This window comes from Hyalangium sp. (assembly GCF_035629615.1).
Lineage (GTDB): Bacteria > Myxococcota > Myxococcia > Myxococcales > Myxococcaceae > Hyalangium.
Window position 1 is genome coordinate 1 of sequence record NZ_DASPHO010000315.1, and the last position, 6,956, is coordinate 6,956.

Consider the following 6,956-nt stretch of genomic DNA (forward strand, 5'->3'; position numbering starts at 1 on the left):
TCCCCGGAGGGTGGCCGAGCAGCCGCGCCGCCAGATCCAGCAGCCGCTGGTGTCGGGAGAGCTCCCTCGCTGCCAGGGCCGTGAAGCGCCGCTCCTGCCCTCCCAGCCCGCCTGCCTCCCGCAGTGCCGTGGCGAGCGAGGCCTTGAGCGGCTCCCCCCTCAGCACCGCGATGTGCGCCTCAATGGCGGCCGTAGCGGCCCGCCGAGACGGGCGGCCCAGCCGTGCAGGGTCGTGAGGCGTAGGCCAGAGCGTGTTCACGGGGGGACGTCTCCCGAAGTCCTCACCCCTTCAGCCCGAGTGAGAGGACCAGGCACCCCTTCTCGGTCCTCGCCGCCTGCGGCTGGCTCGCGGACAGGAAGAGGTAGTGCGGCACAGGCTGCCGCTCGCCATCCACTTCAAGCGCTCCCTCCACCACCAGCGCTCCCGCGCGCCCTCGGTGGTGGCTCCACGCATAGCTGGCCCCAGGCTCCATGCGGATCCACGTCCGCGCCTGCTCGGGGGTGGCCTCAGGCTGTCGCTGCACGTGCACGCCGGCGGCCTCCTGCACCCAGCCAGACTCGGGAGGCCGCTCCTGGGACAGACGCTCCAGATCCCCTCGCAGCGCGAGGAAGCGCTCCACCAGCGCCATCATCTCTTCGAGCTGAAAGGGCTTGGCCAGGATGGCGTCCGGCTCGAGGGGCCTCAGCGCTCGCTGGATGTCCTCTTCCGTGGCCGCGCTGACAATCACGACGGGCTGGAGCTGGCGCCGGGCCGCCTCCAGGATGCTCCGCCCCCCCTGCCCCGTCCCCGCGATGTGGAGATCCGTGAGCACCAGCTCGAACCGCTCCTGCCGGAGCGCCACCAGCGCCGAGTCCACCAGGCCAGCCGAGCGCACCTCTGCCACCTCGGAGATGATGTCGCTCATCCCCTCGCGCAGGCTCGCGTCGTCCTCGACCAGCAGCACCTTCATCGGGTTCCTTCCCGCCAGGGGTGTTCCAAGCCCTGCCCCCCCGGACGCGCCCCCTGAGGGCCGCGCGACGCGTACTTCCCTGGTTCTCGTAGTGGCCCTCCCCGGACTCGAACCGGGACGCGGGGTCAGCCGCAGCGGATTTTGAGTCCGCCTCGTCTACCAATTTCGACAGAGGGCCCTGTCTGGCTCCGCAAAGTCGGGCAGACGTATAGCGCGGCCGACGCTCTCATGCACCCGGAGATTGCGGTGCCGCGCCCAAATGGCTAGAGGGTCCGCGCATGTACAACATTCTCATCTCCCTGGGTGTGGGCATTGCCATCGCCCTCGGCATCAAGCTGGCGGGCTACTCCCTCTGGGCCGGCCTCATCCCTGGCGTCCTCGCCTTCGCGCTCACCTTCGTCCTCCTCGCTCGCCGGGTGGCCAAGCGCATCCAGCTCCTCATGGACTCCGTCCAGAAGGAGTTCGCCACCCAGGCCACCACCCAGAAAGAGGCGCAGCAGAAGGTGGAGCGCGCCGTGAAGACCCTGGAGCAGGGCCTGGTCTACGACAAGTGGCAGATCATGGTCGGCCCAGAGCTCCACGCCCAGATCGGCATGCTCAAGTACATGGTCAAGGACCTGGACGGCGCCCAGGCCCACTTCGCCAAGTCCGGCCCTCGCAACTACATGGCCAAGGCCATGGAGGGCGCTCTTCATTACCAGCGCAAGAACTTCCCAGCCATGGAGTCCGCCTTCGAGACGGCGGTGAAGGCCGGCAAGAAGGAGTCCATCATCTGGGCCGCCTACGCCTGGTGCCTGCTCCAGAACAAGGAGAAGGACAAGGCGCTGCGCGTGCTCGGCCGCGCCGTGCAGATCAACCCCTCGGACGAGAAGCTCAAGTCCAGCCTCTCCCAGCTGCAGAACGACAAGCGGCTGAAGATGAAGCCGTACGAGCCCACCTGGTGGCAGTTCGGTCTCGAGGCTCCGCCCACGCCGACGATGGGCGGCGGAGGCGGTGGCCGCCGCGTGCAGTTCATTACTCGACGCTAGGACCGTACCTTCGGGAACCATCCGTTCGCCGGAGCACGGGAATTCCTACCGATCGCGACTTCCCATGTTGGAACGACTTACGGCTGGGTAAGACTCGTGACGGGTAGCGGGCAGCGCAACCACCCGAAAAGACACCAGCTGCCGGGCTCTCGCCAGGGCACACGGCTTGCTCCTACGTCCACTACCCCTTCGGTGAAGGGGTGAAGAAGAAAAGAGTGGGACGGACTTGGCAGTCGGAGGTCTCGGGTGAAGGTTGCGGAGGACAGCGGGTGCTCGCAGGACCGGGCGGCGGTGGCGCGAGGGGCGCAAGGGCGTCGAGAGCAACCGGAGGGGCGTAGCGCTCGAGATCTTCGGCCTGCCATTTCGAGGCAGGCGTGCGCAGCGGAGCGTTGAATGGAACGGCGCGGCCGTGGCAGTGAGCGGGCCCTCATCCTCATCATCGAGGACGATGCAGGTGTACGAGACAGCCTCTCGGACCTGCTGGTGGCAAGATTCGAGGTACTCACCGCGGCAGACTCGGGCGTCGGCGTGGAGCTGGCGCGAGAGCACCACCCGGATCTGATCCTCCTGGATCGGTTCCTGCCCAGCGGAGACGGGCTGGCGGTGCTGGAGACCCTGCAGGGGGACGTCCGAACGGACTGCGTGCCCGTCATCTTCCTCACGGGAGACGCGGACGAGGCCACCCTGGAGAAGTGCCTGGACATGGGGGCCGTGGACTTCATCCACAAGCCGGCCAGCGCCCGCGAGCTGCTGGCCCGCATTGATCGCGCGCTGCGTCAGAGCGAGCACCAGCACCGCCTGCGGGTGCTGGCCCAGACGGACGCGCTCACGGGCCTGGCCAACTTCCGGGCGCTCACGGTGCGAATGGAGGAGGAGTTCCGGCGCGCCGGCCGCTACCAGTATCCGCTGGCGGTGGTGGTGATCGATCTGGATCACCTCAAGGCCATCAACGACGGCATGGGCCATGACGTGGGCAACCGGGCGATCCTGGCCCTGGCCGCGCACCTGAAGACCAACCTGCGCGAGTCGGACTTCGCGGCGCGCTTTGGCGGGGATGAGTTCGTCGCCCTGCTGCCGCACCAGACGGCCGTCGAGGCGGCGGCCTTCGCTGAGCGCATCCGCGCCGGGCTGCGCAACGTGACGGTGCAGCGCAGCGATGGGCGGCCTGCCCCGTTCGGGCTGAGTGTGAGCGTGGGCATCGCCGATCACTCGCAGAGCTCGCCCCGGGAGAACACGGAGGCGCTGCTGAAGGCGGCAGACGCGGCGCTCTATGTGGCCAAGCGCGAGGGGCGGGATCGCGTGGTGGTGTACGGCACCGCGATGGGAGTCCCGCCTCCAGCGGCGACGCGGCACTGAGGCGGTTTCACGGGCAGAGGACGCACCGAGGGCGAGCGAGGGCGAGGATGAGCGGAAGCAGGCTGATGAGTGGTTCGAGGGTGGCAATCATCGGCGGAGGCATCGCCGGCGCGGGGCTGGCCGCCTCGCTCCTCTTCAACGGACGAGCCCGAGGGATCCCACTGGACGTCCGTGTGTACTCGCACGGGGATCCCAACAGCGTGCCGCCCCCGGTGGTGCTGACGCCCGAATGCCGCTCGCGCCTGGCCGCGCTGGGCTGCCGCGTCCCGATGGAGTGGCGTGTGCACGAGCTTCGGGGCGTGGAGATCCTCGCCCAGGGGCGACGCGAGCTGCTGCCCGCGCCTCCGGGGGGAGTCTGGGTGGTGGACAGCTGGCCGCAGGGGCTGGGCGGGCTGGAGGTGGTGCGCGAGGCACTCACCACCGCCGCGACCGGCCAGGGGGCCCGGTTCGTCTCACGCCATGTCGATCGTGTGGAGCGTCAGCCTCCGGCTCCCGATGCGCCGGAGCAGGTGCGCAACAGCGGCCCGCTGGTGGTCCGCGCTCAGGGCAGCGGCGATCGCTTCCACGCGGTGGCGCTGGCCACGGGGGCGGGAGGCTCGCTTGGAGACGCGTTCTTCCCGGGCTTCCAGCCGGCGCCTACGGTGGCGGCGGTGCAGGCGCGGCTGCGCCTGGGCTCTTCGCGGCTGACGCTCTCTCCGTTGGCCCGGCTGTGGATCTCTCCCCTGCCTTCGGTGGATGCGCTGTTCCTGTTGCCCGGAGCGAACTCGGTGTACGCGCTCGCGTTCGGGCCGGCGGTGACTCCGGCGGATCTGTGCCAGGCGCTGATGATGGCGGCGCGGGACGGGCTCGTGGAGGAAGGCTTCGAGCTGTCGGCGCTGGAGACGACGCGACTGCCCTTCGGGCCGGGGCGCTCGCTGGTGGCGCCGGGGCAGCTCGTCGTGGGACCGGCGGCGCTCGGGCACCCGCTGCAGATCGGGCTGTCAGAGACGCTCGCCACCTGCAGCCGGGCGGCGGTAGGGCTCCTGGATGGAGGGCTCGAGGCCTCGGTACTGGAGCGCCGCTACGTCCGCGAGGGGCTCTCGGAGCTGATGGAGGACGCGGTGGCGGGGGCTCGATCCATTGCGTGGCTGCGGCGAGCGGGCCGGCGGGCGCCGGAGGCGTTCCTGGCGGCTCGGCGCAGGGGCTCGGTGGGTGGCGTCTACAGCGGGGGCGTGCTGGGGCTGGCGGCCCCTACCCCGCTGGCGCTGCTGGCCTCGGCGCGCTGGGCGGGCCTGCGCGAGGTGGTGGGCTCGTGGCTTCGGACGGCAGTGGAGCCGGTGCCCACGGTCGTCCCTTCGCTGGAGTCGGAGCTCTACTACGTCGTGGATGACGATCCGGACGCGCGGGAGGCGATGACGCAGCTCCTGGAGTCCACCGGCGCGACAGTGGTGTCCTTCGCGGACGAGCTGGCGCTGTTCTGCGCGGTGGCGCGGCGGCCACCTACGGCCATCCTGCTGGATGTGGTGCTGCACTGGGTGGACGGACTGCGATTGTGCGAGGGCCTCAAGCAGCACCCGCTGACGCGGAACACGCGAGTAGTCGTGATGAGCGGGCTGAACCGGCCGCACGTCCGGCAGCGAGCACTGGACGCAGGCGCGGAGGCCTTCCTTCCCAAGCCGGTGGAGCCAGAGCGACTGCTGCGGCTGCTCATGGGCCATGGCCTCGGAGCTCCGGCTTCGACGCCGACTCGAGTCTCTGAGGAGACGGCGGACGCCGAGTCCGGCCGTTGCGCCTCCTGACCTCGTAGACCCGGCCTTCAGGGTGGTGGCATCCACCGTGGTCGGCAGTTAGGTTCGGCCGCCATGAAAACACTTCTGTCCCTGCTCCTCGTGGTCCTGCTCGCCCCTGCCGCCCAGGCCGCCGAGACCCTCACGATCTACTCCGGCCGCAACGAGCGCCTCGTCGGGCCGCTCTACAAGGCCTTCACCGAGAAGACAGGCATCCAGGTGAAGGTGCGCTATGGCGAGACGCCGCAGCTGGCCGCCACGCTCCAGGAAGAAGGGGCCCGGACACCGGCGGATGTCTTTATCGCCCAGGACGCGGGGGCGCTCGGGGCGCTGGCACGCGCGGGGCATCTGCAGCCCCTGCAGAAGGAGCTGCTGGAGAAGGTGGACGCGCGCTTCCGCTCCCCCGACGGCCTCTGGGTGGGCCTGAGCGGCCGGGCTCGCGTGGTGGCCTACAACACGAACAAGGTAAAGCCGGAGCAGCTGCCCAAGAGCATCCTCGGCTTCAACGACCCGTCCTGGAAAGGCCGCATCGGCTGGGCCCCCACCAACGCCTCCTTCCAGGCGTTCGTCACCGCGATGCGCCTCCTGAAGGGAGACGCGGCCGCGAAGCAGTGGCTGGAGGGCATCAAGGCTCTCGCGCCGCGCACCTACAAGAACAACGCGGCCATCATCGAGGCCCTGGCGCGCGGAGAGATCGACGTCGGCTTCGTCAACCACTACTACCTCTACGCCGCGAAGAAGGACAAGGGCGAGGCCCTGCCGGTGGCCAACCACTTCGTTGCCGCCGGTGATCCGGGGGCCCTGGTCAACGTCGCGGGCGCCGGGGTGCTGAAGAGCTCGAAGAAGGCGGACGCGGCGCGCAAGCTCGTGGCGTTCCTGCTGGACACGGAGGCCCAGCGGCACTTCGCCAAGGAGACCTACGAGTACCCGCTGCTGCCGGGGGTCGAGGCGGCTCCCGCGCTCCCCTCGCTGAGCCAGGTGGGCTCGCCGGACCTGGATCTGTCCAAGCTGGAGGATCTGCGCGGCACCCTCAAGCTCCTGCAAGAGACCGGAACCCTCTAGGCCGCTGCTCGAGGGCTCGTCATGTTCCGCCGCGCCTCCAGGCTCCTGCTGGCCGCTGGGCTCGGGGTGGCTGCGATCGCACTGCTGCCCGCTGTCTACCTGCTCGTCCGCGCGGCGGAGGCCAGCTCGGAGGCCTGGGCCTTGCTCGCCCAGGCTCGCACGCTCCGGTTGCTCGGGAGCACCCTGTGGCTCGCGCTCGCGGTGACGGGGTGCGCGGCCGCGATCTCGCTGCCTCTGGCCTGGCTCACCACGCGCTCGGATCTCCCCGGGCGGCGCGCATGGACGGTGCTGCTCTGCCTGCCGCTGGCGCTGCCCACCTTCGTGAGCGGGTACGTGCTGCTGGCAGCCTTCGGCACCGGCGGCGCGCTGGAGGCTCCGCTGTCCCGGCTCGGCCTGCCCGTGCCGCCGGTGTATGGCTTCCCTGGTGCACTGCTCGCGCTGACGCTCTCCACCTACCCTTACTTCTTCCTCGCACTCCGGGCCGGGCTGCTCGCGCAGGATCCCGCGCTGCTGGAGAGCGCGCGGAGCCTCGGGCTCACTCCCGCTCGGGCCTTCTGGCGCGTCACCCTGCCCCTGCTGCGGCCCTCCTTCGCCTCCGGCGCGCTCCTGGTGGGGCTCTACGTCTTGTCGGACTTCGGCGCCGTGGCCCTGGTCCAGTACGACGCCTTCTCCCGCATCATCTATATGCAGTACGAAGGTGCGTATGACCGCTCCTACGCCGCGCTGCTCGGGCTCGCGCTGGTGGTGGTGACGGTGGCCGTCCTCGCGCTCGAGGTGCGCGCTCGCGGCAGAGC

The 6,956-nt window shown here is 70.1% G+C and carries 6 protein-coding genes, 1 tRNA gene and 1 pseudogene; 5 read left to right on the forward strand and 3 right to left on the reverse strand.

All coding sequences use genetic code 11. The features are described 5' to 3' along the window. The 3 genes and pseudogenes from VD972_RS15960 to VD972_RS15970 all read right to left on the reverse strand — a co-directional run. Nucleotides 1-259: pseudogene (locus VD972_RS15960) on the reverse strand (RsmB/NOP family class I SAM-dependent RNA methyltransferase); the annotation flags it as partial. Nucleotides 260-281: 22 nt separating this feature from the next. After that, a complete protein-coding gene (locus tag VD972_RS15965; protein WP_324987786.1) occupies nucleotides 282-950 on the reverse strand; it encodes a response regulator in 669 nt (222 codons plus the stop codon). A gap of 92 nt (nucleotides 951-1,042) precedes the next feature. Continuing rightward, nucleotides 1,043-1,128: transfer RNA gene (locus VD972_RS15970), tRNA-Leu, on the reverse strand. A 100-nt stretch (nucleotides 1,129-1,228) separates the two neighbouring features. On the opposite strand from VD972_RS15970, the gene VD972_RS15975 reads away from it, so the two are divergent. The 5 genes from VD972_RS15975 to VD972_RS15995 form a co-directional block, all read left to right on the forward strand. Continuing rightward, on the forward strand, nucleotides 1,229-1,978 hold the full coding sequence (locus tag VD972_RS15975) for a tetratricopeptide repeat protein (protein WP_324987789.1): 750 nt from the start codon (nucleotides 1,229-1,231) through the stop codon (nucleotides 1,976-1,978). A 393-nt stretch (nucleotides 1,979-2,371) separates the two neighbouring features. Continuing rightward, entirely contained in the window at nucleotides 2,372-3,334 is a 963-nt protein-coding gene (locus VD972_RS15980) for a diguanylate cyclase (protein WP_324987792.1), read from the forward strand. A gap of 47 nt (nucleotides 3,335-3,381) precedes the next feature. Further along, nucleotides 3,382-5,112 (forward strand): response regulator, encoded by a 1,731-nt coding sequence (locus VD972_RS15985; RefSeq protein WP_324987795.1) that lies wholly within the window; start codon nucleotides 3,382-3,384, stop codon nucleotides 5,110-5,112. A gap of 63 nt (nucleotides 5,113-5,175) precedes the next feature. Beyond that, on the forward strand, nucleotides 5,176-6,162 hold the full coding sequence (locus VD972_RS15990; RefSeq protein ID WP_324987797.1) for an iron ABC transporter substrate-binding protein: 987 nt from the start codon (nucleotides 5,176-5,178) through the stop codon (nucleotides 6,160-6,162). A gap of 21 nt (nucleotides 6,163-6,183) precedes the next feature. Beyond that, nucleotides 6,184-6,956: ABC transporter permease (locus VD972_RS15995; protein WP_324987800.1), on the forward strand; the 773-nt coding region annotated here is incomplete at its 3' end.